General features: G+C 48.8%; 14 protein-coding genes. 10 read left to right on the forward strand and 4 right to left on the reverse strand.

Annotated elements, in window-relative coordinates; translation table 11 throughout:
• Positions 1-11 precede the first annotated feature (11 nt).
• Positions 12-791, forward strand: a complete 780-nt coding sequence (locus ACVBEF_RS04230) for a hypothetical protein (RefSeq protein ID WP_447122701.1) — start codon at positions 12-14, stop codon at positions 789-791.
• Positions 792-795: 4 nt separating this feature from the next.
• Here the strand turns inward: ACVBEF_RS04230 and ACVBEF_RS04235 are convergent, their stop codons facing one another.
• The 4 genes from ACVBEF_RS04235 to ACVBEF_RS04250 all read right to left on the reverse strand — a co-directional run bounded on the left by ACVBEF_RS04235 (position 796) and on the right by ACVBEF_RS04250 (position 7,997).
• Positions 796-4,020, reverse strand: coding sequence for an ATP-binding protein (locus ACVBEF_RS04235; RefSeq protein WP_447122702.1), 3,225 nt, complete (start codon positions 4,018-4,020; stop codon positions 796-798).
• Positions 4,017-4,733 carry a response regulator gene (locus ACVBEF_RS04240; protein WP_447122703.1) on the reverse strand — a complete coding sequence of 239 codons (717 nt, stop codon included), beginning with the start codon at positions 4,731-4,733 and terminating at the stop codon, positions 4,017-4,019. The genes ACVBEF_RS04235 and ACVBEF_RS04240 overlap by 4 nt, the downstream gene beginning before the upstream one ends.
• A 276-nt stretch (positions 4,734-5,009) precedes the next feature.
• Positions 5,010-5,690: a LuxR C-terminal-related transcriptional regulator gene (locus ACVBEF_RS04245; RefSeq protein ID WP_447122704.1), complete on the reverse strand. Its 681-nt coding sequence runs from the start codon at positions 5,688-5,690 to the stop codon at positions 5,010-5,012.
• A gap of 252 nt (positions 5,691-5,942) precedes the next feature.
• Positions 5,943-7,997, reverse strand: coding sequence for a TonB-dependent copper receptor (locus ACVBEF_RS04250; protein ID WP_447122705.1), 2,055 nt, complete (start codon positions 7,995-7,997; stop codon positions 5,943-5,945).
• A gap of 803 nt (positions 7,998-8,800) precedes the next feature.
• On the opposite strand from ACVBEF_RS04250, the gene ACVBEF_RS04255 reads away from it, so the two are divergent.
• From ACVBEF_RS04255 to ACVBEF_RS04295, 9 genes are all read left to right on the forward strand, one after another.
• Positions 8,801-9,481, forward strand: a complete 681-nt coding sequence (locus ACVBEF_RS04255; RefSeq protein WP_447122706.1) for a DsbC family protein — start codon at positions 8,801-8,803, stop codon at positions 9,479-9,481.
• 88 nt (positions 9,482-9,569) lie between these two features.
• Positions 9,570-10,007, forward strand: a complete 438-nt coding sequence (gene gspG / locus ACVBEF_RS04260; RefSeq protein ID WP_447122707.1) for a type II secretion system major pseudopilin GspG — start codon at positions 9,570-9,572, stop codon at positions 10,005-10,007.
• A gap of 3 nt (positions 10,008-10,010) precedes the next feature.
• Positions 10,011-10,529, forward strand: a complete 519-nt coding sequence (locus ACVBEF_RS04265) for a transglycosylase SLT domain-containing protein (RefSeq protein ID WP_447122708.1) — start codon at positions 10,011-10,013, stop codon at positions 10,527-10,529.
• Positions 10,526-11,698 carry a type II secretion system F family protein gene (locus tag ACVBEF_RS04270; protein WP_447122709.1) on the forward strand — a complete coding sequence of 391 codons (1,173 nt, stop codon included), beginning with the start codon at positions 10,526-10,528 and terminating at the stop codon, positions 11,696-11,698. Before ACVBEF_RS04265 ends, ACVBEF_RS04270 begins: the two co-directional genes overlap by 4 nt.
• Entirely contained in the window at positions 11,695-13,401 is a 1,707-nt protein-coding gene (locus ACVBEF_RS04275; protein WP_447122710.1) for a GspE/PulE family protein, read from the forward strand. The genes ACVBEF_RS04270 and ACVBEF_RS04275 overlap by 4 nt, the downstream gene beginning before the upstream one ends.
• Positions 13,382-14,110, forward strand: a complete 729-nt coding sequence (locus ACVBEF_RS04280) for a hypothetical protein (RefSeq protein ID WP_447122711.1) — start codon at positions 13,382-13,384, stop codon at positions 14,108-14,110. The genes ACVBEF_RS04275 and ACVBEF_RS04280 overlap by 20 nt, the downstream gene beginning before the upstream one ends.
• A complete protein-coding gene (locus tag ACVBEF_RS04285; RefSeq protein ID WP_447122712.1) occupies positions 14,097-14,597 on the forward strand; it encodes a hypothetical protein in 501 nt (166 codons plus the stop codon). The genes ACVBEF_RS04280 and ACVBEF_RS04285 overlap by 14 nt, the downstream gene beginning before the upstream one ends.
• On the forward strand, positions 14,594-15,178 hold the full coding sequence (locus ACVBEF_RS04290) for a hypothetical protein (RefSeq protein WP_447122713.1): 585 nt from the start codon (positions 14,594-14,596) through the stop codon (positions 15,176-15,178). Before ACVBEF_RS04285 ends, ACVBEF_RS04290 begins: the two co-directional genes overlap by 4 nt.
• A complete protein-coding gene (locus tag ACVBEF_RS04295; RefSeq protein ID WP_447122714.1) occupies positions 15,175-15,723 on the forward strand; it encodes a hypothetical protein in 549 nt (182 codons plus the stop codon). The genes ACVBEF_RS04290 and ACVBEF_RS04295 overlap by 4 nt, the downstream gene beginning before the upstream one ends.

Consider the following 15,723-nt stretch of genomic DNA (forward strand, 5'->3'; position numbering starts at 1 on the left):
AGGCGATAGTTATGAAACAACGCATGTATTTTTCATCAGAACATAGGCGCTGGCTTGGTCATCGTGGCGATCAAATCAGAATGCACCGGTCTTTGCGGGCCTTGTCATTTCCTAACAGTCGCTGGCTTGAAGTCGTGATGCTGCCGTTGGGATTGAATGCGCTGACGTTGTATTTATTGCCTGATCTAACTGACTTCTGGTCGGATTTCTTATCGTTTTGGTTAGTGCGATTAGATCTTCCGGGCGCGATATCCGTGACATTTGAATTTAGTGTGCGGGAGAAAATGATCGCGATTCCGGCGCTGCATCTTGCCGGTGCGATTCCTTCTGCTAGTGGTTGGCTGCTCCATGTTGCGGTGACCCTGTTTGTTCTGGCACTGTCGTTCTGGTTGCCTGTGAGCGCTATGCCATACCGTTATTTATTACGTGTTTTGGTACTTGTTCATAGCACCTCATTATTATATTTTGGGGTTGCACCGGCATCATTTCCCTACGATCTGGAGACTTATTCCCGCGATGCCTTCATCATGATGATGGTGTTTTTGTTCATTATTCCTTGGATTTTGGCGTTTTCTTATTACGTTTATGCATTTTCGGTGGCAAAAAAAATTGGCTTTACGTTGCTGATGATGTTGTATTTTTGTGTTTTCGGGCCGACACAGCTGCTGGTTCACGCTATTTTTTTGCATAGTTTGTCCGTCTTAATGCTGCCATTACTTTATCTGGTGTTTGGCGCATTTCTTAACGTGATGCTGTTTATGGCGTTTTATTCCTGGGCTATGAGCGATTAGCTTTTCAGACGTAGGGCAATGCAGTACGAAGGTTCCTCACCACTTGTAAGAGGCCCTTGATGAATTGACGCAATTGTTGCTCGTCGGGGACGCTTCCTTTTAATTGCAAGTGACGGCATAGCTGCTCGGCTAATTGGGCCAGACTTTCCTCCTCGACGACCAATAATGCGCCCTTGAGTCGGTGTAAGCGTCCGCCCATTGTCCCGATATCGCTAGCCTGAAACGCATGCAGTAACGCCCATAGATCATCGCGGTAAGTATCGAGAAAAATCATCGCAATATCGGCATCGACAGTGGCATTCTGTAACGCGATAGCGTTGACGTTGGTGGCAGCAATGGACACTTCAACATCCGGCAGGGGGGCCGGTAGCGTGGATTTCTTCTTCACAGGTATGTCGCTTGATGCATAGCGTTCCAGAGCGGTTTTGAGGTTGATGAGCGACACCGGCTTGTTCAACAGGATATCGATTTCAGGAAGAATGTTGGCGATGCGTTCATTAATGACGCTAGCGGTGATGACGATAATGGGGATGGATAGTCCGCATCGGCGTAGCGACAAAATAAGCTCGTCGCCGCTCATCAGAGGCAGACTCATATCGGTCATGATCAGATCGTATTCTGAACCGGTTGGGGCCGATGTTGCGCGGTCAAGCGCCAGGGTGCCGTTATTAACAAAATCGACATTGCTATATCCCAAAGCAAACATTTGTTTTTCCAGTAGCTTTTTGCAGACCGGATCATCTTCCACTGCGAGTACGCGTAAGGATGTCGGTGCGTTGATCGCGTTTGATTGCAATGATGCTGATGGTGGGGTAACTGAGGACAAAGCTGTGCAGGCAGCGTCGGTTCTCTGCGTTCGCTCGGGGGTATTGGATTCTGACTGGAGTGGCCCGGTGGTGGTGTGAATGGCTAACAATAGTTTTACCTGGACGATGGTGCCGGACCCATATTCACTTTGAATGGTGATTTTCCCTTTCATCGCTTCGGCTAATTGCTCGCAAAGCGACAATCCGAGCCCGGTGCCACCGAATTCGTGTGCGATCGAGGGATTGGCTTGACTGAAGGGTTTAAACAAGCGTTTTTGATCTTGTACTGCTATGCCGACACCTGAGTCTCGTATGGCTATTTGTAATGCATAACCAGCCGCTTCTGCGGCCCCGAACACATCCAGAGCGACCCAACCCCGATCCGTAAATTTCACCGCATTCGATAGCAGATTATTTAAAATTTGCATAATTCGTCCGGTGTCGCCAATGAGTATGTCTGGAACAGTCGGCGCTATCTGGCATTTGAAAGCTATCGATTTTCCCTCAATGGCGGGCATCCATAAACGGGTGCATTGTGTGATCGTTTCGCGGATGTTGAATGGCGCATTGTCAAGCGATAGCTGACCTGCCTCTATTTTAGAAATATCGAGAATGTCATTAATAATTCTAAGAAGAGATTGAAACGAATTTCGGATGGTTTGCACCAGTTCGCGCTCGGCAGGTGGCAGGGCTGCCATTTCCAGCAATTCCAGATTCCCCGTTGCGCCGTGTAAGGGCGTGCGTATTTCATGGCTGATTAATGCCAGAAACATCGATTTTTCTTTATTTGCTTCATCGGCTTCGATCTTTGCCTGCACCAGTGCACGTTCGGCATATTTTTGTGATGTGATGTCGCTCAGGCAACACAGAAGAACATCATTGCGCAAATAACGTGTACGTGTGAAGGCCGCCAGGGCATAACTGAATTTTCCTTCGGTGCCAGGTAGTTTCAATTCGACATGGACGATGGACTCATCGATATCAGGTGACTGCGGATTGTCAGCCTCACTGATATTTTTATAACATGTCATTAAGCGTTGATATAACGGTTCTATATCTCCGGATGGGCAATGCTGATTGGCCACCACGCGTGCTTGTACATTGTCGAGTAAGAGTTCTCCGGTACGATAATTGAGCACGAAAAATCCTAGCGGCGCGACTCCCATCATTGCTCGATTAAAAGCTTCGCTATCCTGGACGCGTAATGCTTCGCGGAAGACGGGAAAAAATATCACGCGATTGAATAGAATTACCACCGTCCATAAAATCAGGCTCAGCAGCAATGCCAGCCCTGCAGTGAACAAAATCTTGCCCTGAAGAACACTCCATAACATGGCCCAGTCAAATGTATACAGCAGGGTCCAGCCTGTTTCTCTGACCGGATGGCTTAAGGCGATGAGCGTGATGTTGCCGGAAAATATTGTATTGAGAGAATTGCTATATTTTTCAGGGGGCGGCTGTACATTTTGTCGTAGAAGTGTTTTTTTTGCGATGTCGCCCGCGACCTTACCCGAGAGTATGGTCCCATTGGACGCAATGACAGCAAAGCCAGCTGTCATTGGCTGGACTAAAAAATAATCGTCGAATTGATTGACGGGAACACTGATGACAATGACAGAAAAAATGTCATCGTCATGCAACACGACCGCAGCCCGGCTAATAACGCGTGTACCGGTCAGCTTGTCTATGTAAGGAGGAATCCAGATAGTTTTTCCGCCGCGTAATTGTTCTTTTGGTATCGTTCGTAGTACTACCTCTATGGGTTCCACTGCTTCGACAATGGCGGCTGTGCGGTCGGTGGGATTTTCCCGGGGTGGTAAATTTATATCGATATTCTGTGGCGAATGCAGACCGAGAAACGTTTTCTGTTTGTCATAAAACATCAGGTACGCGCTCTGTTTTTTCGGTGACTTACTTAGGGCAGTACTGAGCACAACATCGTGGAACTGGGTGCGCAGGTTACCTAAGGCATACGCATTGTCGGTGGCTGTCAAGATCGTTGTGATGGTGATACCGGTTTGTGAAATCGTTTGCGGGGCCATGGGATTGCCCCGTACATCCATCTTTGGATTGACAGTACCAGTTAGCCTGGCTTCAGACACCAGACTGGGTAAGCGGTGCTTACCCAAAAGCTCTTGCCTTGCAATTGTTTGCCGCATTTTGGCATTCGCGGCAATGACTTTGCTTTCGACCTGACGTTGTTCACTATTGAATAAGAGGCGTTGTGTATGGATGAAATTTTCTGCATACATTGCCACCGCAATGATGGCGGCGCACAGTGCCACGACAGTAAACAATGTGGCGCCGCTATACAGTATCCATCGATGGTATTGCCCCAACAGTTTGATCGGACTATTTCGGCAGGATGGCCAGTGTGGTGCAAAACGTGTCGAGAACGGTTTCCCTTGAGCGGGTTTGATCATTGCGAAGTAATGGAAGATACAAGTTGCTCATTACTTAACATATGAAAAAATTCGATATTACTTTTAGTTCCGAGTTTTTTCATCAGCAATTGCTTATGTGCACTGACCGTTTTAACACTACGATTGGTCAGATCGGCAATGTCAGTGAGACTCAGGCCACGTTGCAGCAGACGTATCGTTTCAATTTCTTTCGGTGTAAATGTAACGCGACCAACGGAGGGTGATCGTTCGTTTCTACCCAGAGCGAGAAGATTCTTGAGCATGTCCTGAGTGGTCGCGGTATCGGTAAACTTATTGCCGGAGCGGACTTCATGAACGGCATTGATGACATTGCGCATATCGCTATTTTTACGCACAAAACCGTACACGCCACATTCCAGCGTATTACGGGCAGTTCCCAAATCATCGCGTGCTGAGAGCACAATTATTTTAAGAGGAGGGTAGGTATGCCGGATTTTTTTTAACATAGGCAAACCGTCTGGAAGAACGTCTCCATAGAAGGAGTAATCGCAAATAAGAATGTCGCAGACGTGCGCCTCCAGCGCTTTGTAGGTTTCCGCAACTGTTTGAGCGGTGGCAACAATACGAATATTTTTAATGGTTCCTAATATCTTTTCAACGCCATGGAGCAGAATCGGGTGATCGTCTGCGATGATAATGTGACAAATTTCGTTGAGGTGGCTATTTTCCATAGGATGCCGGTTTTCGGTCATTTTGATCTCCATGTTCTCTATTCGCAAAAAAATAAGACAGTTATCAATCGAGCATTTATATGTCTGTCATCACACTATGGCCGAATAGAATTATCCCAATATCAGGAGAAAAATGAGTTAGGAGACATCTTTACTTGCGATGGATATATCTATGTATTTTGTAGAATATTCTTGTGTGCATATTTTTCTAAGACTTTTCTATACGGCCTTGTCGACAACAAGAGATGGCCAGTGAAAAATTGATGCTCAGTACTAATATTGGTTGCTAATAAGTGATTAAAGCGCCATACCAGCGATGACGCGATAAAGTTCAGAGTCGTTAGTGATGCTCAACTTTTCCATCGCACGCAACTTGTGTGCACTGACAGTTTTGATACTCAGGTTCATACGCTGGGCGATATCGGTCAAGCGGCAGCCTTTACCCATCTGTCGCAATACTTCTAACTCTTTTGGACTAATCACGGTTTCGCTCGGATTACGATGCAGCATATTTTTCAATAAATGGTGCTCCACAAACGTATCCCCGCTCAGTACTGCATTGATCGCTTGCGATAAGACTTCTACGTCGGCACTTTTACTGATATAGCCGTTTGAGCCAGCCTCAAGCGCTGCGCGGATGATGATCGGCGAGTGATGCAGCGACACCGTCAAAATGGCAGTGCTGTAATTCTTGCGGATGTACTTAATCAGGCTTTGACCATCCAGTGTGTTGAGCCGATTAGGATCATTGTTATCTATTTGCAATGAGTAATCCATCACCAGCAAATCGGGCTTGTAGTCTTTGAGTACCGCAAATAGTTCTTTAGGCGACGCAACATCGGCAATGACCTTATATGGTCCCGGCTCGGCGCTTAAGGCTGGATGGGGCGCACCTTTGGATTGCAGATTATTGATGATGGAGACCAGGCCTTTACGAACAAGGATGGAATCTTCGACGACAACGATATTGATAGGCATAAGGAAAAATCTCCGGTCATTTAGATGGTCTGCAGAACGTCTTCATCGAGGCTCCACGCCGGATTATCCGAAGGGAGAATAAAGTACTGTGCGATAAGGATGGGTCCTGACTTGCTGAAACGAAGAATATTCTTAACGGCAATGGGAGGAAATGGGATTTATCCCAAAGATGGCGATGGCTAAAAAAATAGGGCGACACAATGTCGCCCTATTTTTTGCATTCATGACTGAATACGGGTCATTACGGTGGACTTACTTCAGATCAAATTGCGCTTTCAACCACATTGTACGACCAGGTTCATTAATACGACTGGTTTGTATGTAGCCCGGTAATGCTGTGCCGCTACGACTTAAATGCTCGGCATACACTTTGTTGGTCAGATTATCGATCCCGGTGGAAATGAGTAAGCCCTTGCGCGGTTTCCACCCCGCATTGATTGAAAATATCGTAAATCCTGCACTAGCACCTAAATCTTGCCCGGCGATATTACCTTTGTTGATATCGAAACGATGTTGCGCGGCGACGGTGCGTACCATGGATGCCACCGACCAGGTTTGATTGTCAAAGATCAGGCCGAGTTTAGTTTCCAGTGGCGGCATTTGCGCCAGCGGTGTGTTATCAGAACGATTATTACCGCGTACATAGTTGATGGAGCCATCGAGTTTCCACAATTTATTTAATGCATACGTGGCGCCGATTTCACCACCCCATGTTGTGGCTGCAATGTTGCGTGCGATGGTGGCGTTGGTGTTGACGCCATTGTTCACACCTGACTGAATCAGAATGAAATCCTTAACGTGACTAAGGAAACCGGATGCAGTCAGATTCAAAGGACCGTCTTGATATAAAACTCCGATATCAAGCTGCGTAGTTTTTTCTGGTTTTATACCGAAAGCGCTGCTACTGGCAGCGCCTTGTTTTGCAATCATCTCCCAGTAATCGGGAAACCGCTCGGCAATCCCGATACCCACGTAGAGCGTCATCGGCAGTGCCGCAAGATCGTATTCGTAACGAGTAAAGCCGCTAATGAGTGTGTCATTTCTGCGCGTCGCCACGTCTGACGGTGCGCTGGCTTTACGTAAATCAGCGGCATGCCAGAAATCGGTTCGCAAGCCAGAAATGATCCGTCCATTTTCTTGTTCGCCAAGATGTTGGGTCAATTCGCCAAATACACCTATATTCCGAAATTGTGCATTCTCCACACGCGGGTTATCCCGATAGGACACCGCATCGGGGCGCATCCCCATGCCCATACGCGAACTGTGCAGATTGCTTTGTGTATCGAAACCCGTCACCAGCTCGGTGGTATCAGAGAGGTTCAATGTGATGGCCGCGCGTCCACCTTCGGTGGTGCGATCCGGGTTCATCGCTCTTAGCATCGTGTTGGCAGCTGGCGTGCGTACGCTGTAATTGTCCATGACGTGGTCGATGTAATTGCGATAAATTTGCGCCTCTACTTTTTTAATCATCGGAGACAGATTGTTTTGTTGAAATTTTAATCCGACAGTCGATCGGGCAAAGCTGGCACCATCCATTCCACGGTCGGCATAGGCAGCCTGACCATCGCTTTTTTCTACCGATAGCTCGAGCAGAGTGTTGTCGTCAGGCGTCCATCCAAAAGCGGCACGGCTGCTCCAGCGGGTGTAGGACGAATGCACAGAATTGCCATTACCGTCGCGATAGTCATCGGAATGCGCACGCGTGGCTCCGGCATCCACATAAAAATCGGACCAGCTATAGCGGGCGCTGGCAACTTCATCATGACGCCCAAAACTACCTGCAAGCACGCTGGTATTGAATATTAGTCCGGGCGTTGCACGACGCGTACTGCGTTCGAACAGCACGGTTCCCGCAGAACTGCCGGGACCATACAGTACGGTTTGCGGGCCTTTGATGACGGTGATGGCGTCGTATTGAGAAGGGAATATATACGCCGTTGGCGGGTCCATACGACCACCGCATCCACCCAATATTTGCTGTCCATCCATCGCAATATTCAAGCGCGAACCTGCCATACCGCGCAATACCGGATCGCCATCGGTACCGCCTTTACGGATGACGGAGAAACCGGGAATGGTTTTTAGATAGTCTGCGCCATCCTGTGCAGGAACCGGTTGGCGCGGTGCCTTGGGATCCGTGATGACAGTCAGTGGCGATGACATCTGCGGAGCGGTAATCACCACTTCCGGGAGGGGAACGTTTTGTTCCAGAACAGGGGTATTTTCTGGCGGCTGCGCCTGAACATGATGAGAAAACAGGACAGAGAGAACCAGGCCGGTTGGCGTGATCTTGAAAAACATCGTCATAGGAAATGAAGGGGGTTATTACGGCAATCAGGGGCATGCCCGCAGACAGTGCTGGTATCGCTACGCTGTCAGCGTTAAGCATGCCGTGTGATTGACCTGGGGTTGATTATTTAAAAATAGAAACCGCGTAGGCCTAGTCTGAAAATACCTGTTTCAGCGTTTCAATTTTTAGCGAGGTTTGCTACGGTTAAGAGGCAAATACAACATCGATCTGTTTATATATTCGAAGGTAGTTTGCTAAGAGAGATTTTGGTTGTTTACGTTCAATATATATTTTTGGAAACGCTCAAATTACGCAAGAATATTCTTGATTTTCATAAGAAAAATCTCGGATTTGTCGAATTGGGAATGATGATCTATCTATCGAAAGCCGGGCCGAATACAATTAGCGCCGCTTCTGACTTGGAGGCACTCGCGTGTCGGGTTGAGTGTTGTTTACAAGGGCCGCCGGGAGCTTTTTTGTGGGAGATGAATGCTTGAGAAAATCCACGTCATGTGGCTGCTTGGTATATCCGCATTTATTTCTGGATTCGGTGCACGCTTTTCAGAACATCTACATTCCGTCGATTGAAAACGACAATGACCGTTTTCATTTTTATAGTCATCCGCATACCGCTAAGGCAGTACCGACGAACCTTTCTCATTGACGCCGTCGAATACGCTCGTGTCAACGAAAGGTATGTGTACGAACAACACAGAACCTTCTTGCATGTGCTGGCATCTTTGGGATAAACCCCATTCTTGTATGAAGACATTTCTGTAAAACTTCGTCATCTCATTTCAAACAGAGCAAAAAAAGTCCGGTGTATAGCCGCATCAGGAATCATTGTTCACATCATCAGGAGTTGTTAATTATGCGTATCAATCCTCTCATTATCGCAACAGCAGTGACCGCAATTTCTTTACTCGTTTCGACAGCACCTGCAACAGCATCTGGCTCACCACAAGCACAACAAGCGCAACCAACCGCAGGTGGGCAGGCATCGGATTACGGACTGTTTGAAAATATTCGCAGCACTTTTGCACGTCAGGCAATCACGCCACAAAACGAGAATATGGCGAAACCAAATCTGTTTGATAGCTTGCCTTTAGAAAAAGCGATCAAGCAAGTAAAAGGTAACGGCAAGCGTCACATCGCTGTTTTCTCAGATCCGAATTGTAGTTATTGCAAATATTTAGAAGCGGATCTGGCGAAGCTCGATAACGTGACTGTGTACACCTTTATTTTCCCGTTTTTGTCCAAAAAATCAGAAGAACAAACCAGCGACATTCTTTGTTCTAAAAACCCTGCCAGCGCCTGGAAAAGCTGGATGCTGGATGGTAAATCGCCTGACAAAAATCCATTTTGCATGCCTAAAGTCAATGACTTGCTAGAGATCGGCCGTAGCGTTGGCATTACCGGCACACCAGCGATGATCTTTGGTAACGGGAAACGGGTTAACGGCTTTATTCGCGCTGATGCTATTGAGAAAACGTTCAATTAAGCAACGCATCAATCACGTCAACAAATGCGGCTTCTTTTGCCGCCACTCTCTTGGCTTAACCGCCTGAACATTATTTAAGGAAATGCAGATGATGCACGTCAAACACACTTCACAACGCGGTTTTACTTTGCTTGAGCTACTCGTCGTTCTGCTCATTACTGCGCTTTTGGCTGGGTATGTCGGTCCTAAGCTATTCGGAAAAATTGAGCAGGCAAAAGAAAGTGCGGCCGCCGCGCAAATGAAAACCCTGGCCGACGTGCTCGGTCAGTATCGACTCGATACCGGCAGCTATCCGACAGAAGAGCAGGGCCTAGAAGCACTCATCGTACAACCGGCCGGGGAAGACAGATGGAAAGGCCCGTACCTTAACAGCGAACTACCTAAAGACCCTTGGGATAACCCGTACGTGTGGCATAACCCGGCGCGCGAAGCTGACGCTGGATATGACGTTGAGATTTTATCGTTGGGTGCGGATGGTCAGCTGGGAGGTACGGGTAAAAACAAGGTAATCAAGAGAGGTTTTTAAATCATGAAAAAGTCATTAGCCGCCCTTACTTTTTGCATTGCGGCGCTGGCCCCGGTAGTCGCCAATGCGGCCTGCTGGGATGAGGCCGGGGCACGCTACAACATTGATCCGATTTTGCTGCAAGCCATAGCGCATGTTGAGTCCGGCATGAATGTTGACGCCCGCAATTACAACAACAATGGCACGTACGACGTTGGCCTGATGCAAATTAATAAGCTGCATTTTCCACGGCTGGCTCCCTTCGGTATTACCGAAAAAATTCTGGTTGCCGAGCCTTGTACCTCAGTCATGGTTGGAGCATGGATTCTGGCGGAGTTTGTGCAGCGTGTTGGTTATAACTGGCATGCCGTCGGTGCCTACAACGCAGGTGTTGGCGACAACCGCAAGAGTGCGCGCAGCCGGTATATCAAAAAAGTCGCAAAACAGTATGAGATTTTAAAGCAGCAGCAGGATATGAAAATTCAGCAACCTCAGCCGGGGAAGATCAGACCGGTCAATTTATCAACTACGGCTAAGCAATGAAACAGTTCGAAGTATTCATTTTGCGTGATGGGCACGCACAGCATCAATTGATACAAGCGACCGACCCTGCGGACGCCCGTAAGCAAGGCGCTAAGCAGGGTCAGGTTCTGCGCGTAAAAGAAGTAAAGCAACGCGCAAAACGTCGCAGCAAATTTTTGCTGGGCTTGTTCATCCAGGAGTTGATCGCGTTGCTTGATGCCGGTCTGGCATTGGTAGAGGCCATTGAAGCCCTGGCCGAAAAATCGACCAACCCGGACCACAAGGAAGTATTAGACGGATTGTTGACATTTTTGTATCAGGGACAACCGCTGTCGCAGGCAATGGAGCAACAGAGCGAGATTTTTCCAACGCTGCTCATTGCCAGCGTGGCGTCCTCAGAGCATAGCGGTCAACTGCCGCAAGCCTTGCGCCGGTTTCATCATTACGAAGTACAGATTGCGAATTTAAAGAAGAAGGTAGGGAGCGCCTTGATGTACCCACTCATTGTGGTAGCCGTCGGCGCATTGATTTTAGGATTTTTAGTGGTGTTTGTGATCCCACGCTTTGCCACTGTTTTTAGCGGTATGAAAGACCTCAACGGTACCGCGCAACTCATGGTGTGGTGGGCAGGATTATTAGCACAGCGCGGTGGCGAGTTGTTGATAGGGTTGGCAGCGGGTGTGAGCGCCATCATCATGGCCCTGCGCACGGCAACCGTCAAAGCGGCGTTATGGAAAATAGTGTGGAGCATCAAGAGCCTCCATGAACAACGGGTTTTATTTGTTCTGGCACGGTTTTACCGGACCTTTGGTTTATTACTGCTAGGCGGGATGCAAGTGGTTGATGCGTTGAAATTAACCGGAAAGTTACTTCCGGCTGATCGTCAGGCTGATCTGCAACAAGTATTGCAGCATGTGCAGGAAGGTCGTGGCGTAGCTGGTGCCTTAGTAGACGCCAATCTGACCACGCCGGTTGCTGCACGATTGCTGCGCGTTGGTGAAAAAAGCGGCGATCTGGCCGGTATGTGCGAACGTATCGCGCAATTTCATGACGAGGCCTTAGCTCGTGCAATTGAAGTATTTAGTAAAGTATTCGAGCCGATTTTGATGCTCATCGTTGGTGGTCTTATCGGGGTCATTGTCTTTTTACTGTATATGCCGATTTTTGAGTTGGCGGGGAGTGTTTCATGATGCATCAGATGACTATGGAGAGACCAGACTGGCTGTCAGGCTCGACCGCGCAAAACGGTAACAGCGTGATAGAAGATGAACTCAATACGCATCCAGAGATGCTGGAAACGATTGCGGCATTAATTGGCCTGCATTCCATCCCGGCCGCAACAGTGCTGGCGGCGGTCTGCGATTTCGAGATTATGCCGTTGGCAGTGGTATTGGAAAAACAGATTTTACCGATTCGTGTAGAGGGTGTTTTATATCTGGTCATGGGACGTCCAGGATCAATCCCTGCACGTAACTGGACACAACGCCTGTGTGAAGAACACGCGGCGGTACTGGCCATCACCATTCCCGATGCGGTCACGCAACGACTCGAGTTGATCGAGGCGCAGGAGCGGGCGATCGATCAGTTTCAGCAAGAGCAATCAGTGCGTCAAACCGATGACGTCGTCGAAATTTCATTGAGCACAATTTCACAAGATGAAAGTCCTGTCGTAAAGCTGCTCAACTCAACCCTGTTTGATGCATTACAGTCACGCGCCAGCGATATCCATCTTGAAAGTGTGGATGATGGTTTAGTCGTCAAATATCGTATCGACGGCGTATTGCAACCCATCACGCAAGCACAAGGCAGTGATTTTGCCGAACAGACGATCTCGCGTATCAAAGTGCTGGGCGGGATGGATATCGGCGAGCGCCGGATTCCGCAGGATGGCCGATTCAAGGCTTGCATCCAGTCACGCAATATCGATTTTCGTGTCTCGGTGATGCCGAGTATTCATGGTGAAGATGCAGTCCTGCGTGTACTCGATAAATCCAGCCAAAATCAAGCGATCAAGCTCGAGACGCTCGGTTTCGATGACAGCACGCTTGAGCGCATTCGTAGCCTGGTCAAGACGCCGCACGGCATGGTGCTGGTTACCGGCCCTACCGGAAGCGGAAAATCAACCACGCTCTATGCCACGCTATCCGAACTCAATAGCGGCGAAGAAAAACTCATCACAATTGAAGATCCGGTCGAATATCAACTTCACGGCGTCTTGCAAATCCCTGTCAATGACAAAAAAGGTCTGACCTTTGCGAAAGGTCTGCGCTCTATTTTGCGGCACGATCCGGACATTATTCTCGTCGGTGAAATCCGCGATACGGAAACCGCCGGCATTGCGGTACAGGCTGCGCTCACAGGACATTTGGTGCTCTCGTCGGTCCATGCAAATGGTGTCTTTAGCGTGCTGGAACGCTTTCTGTATATGGGTGTTGAGCCAGCAAGTTTGCTCGAAGCGCTTAACGGCGTGGTAGCGCAACGGCTGGTACGCCGGAATTGCCCTAGCTGCGCACAACCGGTGTTGGATCCGCAACAAATATCAGCAGCAAAACACCATCTGCCCGAGTTACCTGATGTGCCTGATCTGTCTAATTTACCTAAGGCACTCGAACCACCTCTGCACCATGACACCGCCGTCGAGATCAATCTCATGGCGGGAGCCGGATGTGACGCTTGTCGCTTCACCGGTTTTCATGGACGGATTGCGTTGGCTGAAATACTCCGTTGCAGCGAGGCATTCAAGGATGCCGTCATGCAAAAAATGCCAATGCGTGGACTTAAGGCGCTGGCCAGGTCCGAAGGATTTGTATCGATGGGCGACGTAGCGATGGACGCTGTGCGGCAAGGAAAAACGACTTTACAGGAGGTGCAACGTGTCATTGCGATGGATTAAATATAGTGCCGTTATCGGTACTGAGATAGCGATACGGTTATCGGGTAGCAAGCTCGCACAAGCACAAAAAGTCGATTTTCCGTCAGCGTGGGGTGATGCGGTAGAGCGCACGGCGATTATTGAAGCGGTTATCAACGCGCTGCCACGTAGCGCATTGACCAGGCTCGACACGCTCGAGGTGGCGATTGGCTATCCCTATGCCAATAACATGATCTTGCCGTGGCAAGACGACATTCTTGTCCCGGCGGATCGACTTGCTTATGCTGAATCAATGCTCGAGCAGCAGTACGGTATCGCGCTGTCGGAATGGTATTGCGAGATTTCGCAGGAGCGTTTCGGTTGCCCGGCAATTGCCAGTGCGATCCGGCGCGATATTGTTGATGAGATCGTTGCCGCTTCCAAGCAGCAAAAACTGCGCTTGAAAAGCGTTCGCGCATTGCTCACCGATACGATCGCCAGTCACCCTGGCGCGCTGCCTGCCGACGCAGTATTCGTGGTGCGTCAGTCGGCCGGTTACGAGTTTGCGTTCCGCCAGGATGGCATGTGGCGGAATGCCTTTGCGTTGCCTGGCGCAGGCCAGACAACGGAGCAATGTCTGATGTCAGCTTCAATGATGGCGAATCATTTTCCGGTCAATATTTATTTAAATGACATCGCAACGGATGACGACGCTAGTACAGCCCAGGAGAACGAACATGCAATTGTATAAACGTAGTCTCGTTCCAGTCGGTCATTTTCGTCCGGTGCTCATCGCTGCCGCGCTGGCCATCACGGTCGCAGCCGGCACCATCCTTTGGCAGGACGTCAGACTGATGCAGCAACAAACTGAGCGCCTCAATGTGCAAAGTAATCTGCTGGCCGAGTTGCAACGCAATATCGATAAAGAAAAACGTACAGCGCTGTTAGCGCAAAAAGCGATTCCCGACGGCTTTCCATCGGAAACAGCGATCTCAACGCTTAAGCGTATCGAAGCAGCATGGTCCGAGGACATTAGTCTGCTGCGCGTGCAAACGGATATGACTAAAGGTCGTATGCAATTGCAAATCAGCGCTAAATCGCGCGATGCGTTGTTCGGATTCGTCGATCGTCTTGAAGACTACTTTGGTGATGATGTGTTTTTGCAGAATCATATACAACAAGCCACTAATAACGATGAATGGCTGCTTGATGCAAGTCTGGTTCTGGGGTGGAAATGAATATGCAAAAAAAACTGACTAAGCTGACGATCCGCCTGAAATGGGAGTGGTATCGATTGGCAGGCACGCTAGGCGTGCCGGGATTGAGTGCTGGTGCGGTACTGATCGTTGCAGCTGTCGCACATCAGGCTTACGTTGCACCGTCTATTCATAAAATAGAGCAGCAATTAAAGCGTACCGCTTCGTTACAGATTGCATTGATGGAAGAAATAAAAGATAGCCGCAACAGAGTTTCTGTACCGCACTCAACTTTATCGGCAGGGCAGCAAGACGTGTTGGATCTGGCAAAAAAAATGGCCCTCGATAAGCGCGATGTGAAATATCAGCAAATACAGCGTGGAAAAAAAGATGCCGGACAAGACGGACGGATTTTAATTACCTTGCCAACTAGCGGTGAATATCCGCAATTCAGGGAGATGATGGCCGAGCTGGCGGTGTTGCCCGGGGTATGGGTTGAAACGTTTTCTTTGTCCAGAAAAACTTCATCCGATGTGATGCTCGATATTGAAATGAAATTATCCGTCACGAAAGTGGCAAGCAAGGATGCGACTAAAGACAAAAACATAGAGGTGATCAAATGAAAATTCCCCTTTATTTGCGCATCGTGCTGCCCGTGACTTTGGTCGCTTGCGGGTATGCGGCATGGTCTGATGGGACGCCAGAGAATGCATCCGTGGTGCGTGCCAAGCCAGCGAAGATCAAGACAACACGTATGACTGAGCAGACCAAAGCTCTACCAGAACTAGAAGTATCGGTGACACGTAATTTGTTCCCGAATCAAGGCCCCGATGCATACAAGCCGGCAAATGTATCAACGTCCGATAGCGATAGTTCGGAAAAAATAGTATTGCCACCGGTACCAGTTCAGGCGCCACCTTTTCCGCTGAAGGTCAGTGGCATCTGGGTGGAGGGTGCACAACGCAAGATCATCCTGACCAAGGGCGACAAAACCACCATCCTGTGTCAGGGGTGTGGCAAAAATGCAAGTCCGAAGGTCGGCGATATTCTTGAACGACATTACCGGCTCGAAAAGATTGAAAACGAACGCATCACATTTACTTATTTACCGTTGCAGCTTAAACAAATAGTCGATATCGACGTAGCTATTAGCGGAACAGGGAATTAA

It is taken from the genome of Glaciimonas sp. GG7 (genome assembly GCF_052976905.1).

Excerpts from the sequence above, each read along its gene's own strand:
- ACVBEF_RS04230 (WP_447122701.1), top strand. The coding sequence starts at position 12 with ATGAAACAACGCATGTATTTTTCATCAGAACATAGGCGCTGGCTTGGT.
- ACVBEF_RS04235 (WP_447122702.1), bottom strand. The coding sequence starts at position 4,020 with ATGATCAAACCCGCTCAAGGGAAACCGTTCTCGACACGTTTTGCACCA.
- ACVBEF_RS04240 (WP_447122703.1), bottom strand. The coding sequence starts at position 4,733 with ATGACCGAAAACCGGCATCCTATGGAAAATAGCCACCTCAACGAAATT.
- ACVBEF_RS04245 (WP_447122704.1), bottom strand. The coding sequence starts at position 5,690 with ATGCCTATCAATATCGTTGTCGTCGAAGATTCCATCCTTGTTCGTAAA.
- ACVBEF_RS04250 (WP_447122705.1), bottom strand. The coding sequence starts at position 7,997 with ATGACGATGTTTTTCAAGATCACGCCAACCGGCCTGGTTCTCTCTGTC.
- gspG (WP_447122707.1), top strand. The coding sequence starts at position 9,570 with ATGATGCACGTCAAACACACTTCACAACGCGGTTTTACTTTGCTTGAG.
- ACVBEF_RS04265 (WP_447122708.1), top strand. The coding sequence starts at position 10,011 with ATGAAAAAGTCATTAGCCGCCCTTACTTTTTGCATTGCGGCGCTGGCC.
- ACVBEF_RS04270 (WP_447122709.1), top strand. The coding sequence starts at position 10,526 with ATGAAACAGTTCGAAGTATTCATTTTGCGTGATGGGCACGCACAGCAT.
- ACVBEF_RS04275 (WP_447122710.1), top strand. The coding sequence starts at position 11,695 with ATGATGCATCAGATGACTATGGAGAGACCAGACTGGCTGTCAGGCTCG.
- ACVBEF_RS04285 (WP_447122712.1), top strand. The coding sequence starts at position 14,097 with ATGCAATTGTATAAACGTAGTCTCGTTCCAGTCGGTCATTTTCGTCCG.
- ACVBEF_RS04290 (WP_447122713.1), top strand. The coding sequence starts at position 14,594 with ATGAATATGCAAAAAAAACTGACTAAGCTGACGATCCGCCTGAAATGG.
- ACVBEF_RS04295 (WP_447122714.1), top strand. The coding sequence starts at position 15,175 with ATGAAAATTCCCCTTTATTTGCGCATCGTGCTGCCCGTGACTTTGGTC.